Origin of the sequence: Streptomyces sp. WG7 (genome assembly GCF_049975785.1) — a bacterium.
Taxonomy (GTDB): Bacteria; Actinomycetota; Actinomycetes; order Streptomycetales; family Streptomycetaceae; genus Streptomyces.
The window spans coordinates 1-523 of sequence record NZ_JBNGGE010000196.1 but is presented as its reverse complement, the minus strand read 5'-3'; the positions used below and the strand labels follow the sequence as shown (position 1 = coordinate 523).

The window sequence follows — 523 nt, the reverse complement described above, 5'->3', positions numbered from 1 at the left end:
CCATGTCATCCGTGACGACGGCACCGGTCAGGTTGGAGACGACCGGGATGCGTGGGGCCTCGAACGACAGCCCGGACACCACCTCGCGGAAGGCGTCGAGCATGCCGTCCATGTGCGGGGAGTGGAAGGCGTGGCTGACCGTCAGGCGCTTCGACTTCCGGTCCGGGAACGCCTCCACGATCGTGACCGCGGCGTCCTCGTCGCCCGCGATCACCACCGCCTGCGGCCCGTTGACTGCGGCGATGCTCACGCGCTCGTTCAACAGCGGCAGGACCTCGTCCTCGGCGGCCTGCAACGCGATCATCACGCCGCCGGACGGCAGCGCCTGCATCAGCCGTCCGCGAGCGGCGACCAGCATGCAAGCGTCCTCCAGGGACAACACCCCGGCGACATGCGCGGCGGCGATCTCACCGACGGAGTGGCCGGCCAGGAAGTCGGGCTTCACACCCCAGGACTCCAGCAGCCGGAACAGGGCCACTTCTACCGCGAACAGGGCCGGCTGGGTGAACTCCGTCCGGTCCAG

1 protein-coding gene is annotated in these 523 nt (G+C 69.6%); it reads right to left on the bottom strand.

Annotated features, from left to right (window positions below; translation table 11 throughout):
• The coding region (locus tag ACP4J0_RS38725; RefSeq protein ID WP_426604171.1) for an acyltransferase domain-containing protein at window positions 1-523 on the bottom strand (523 nt) is incomplete at both ends.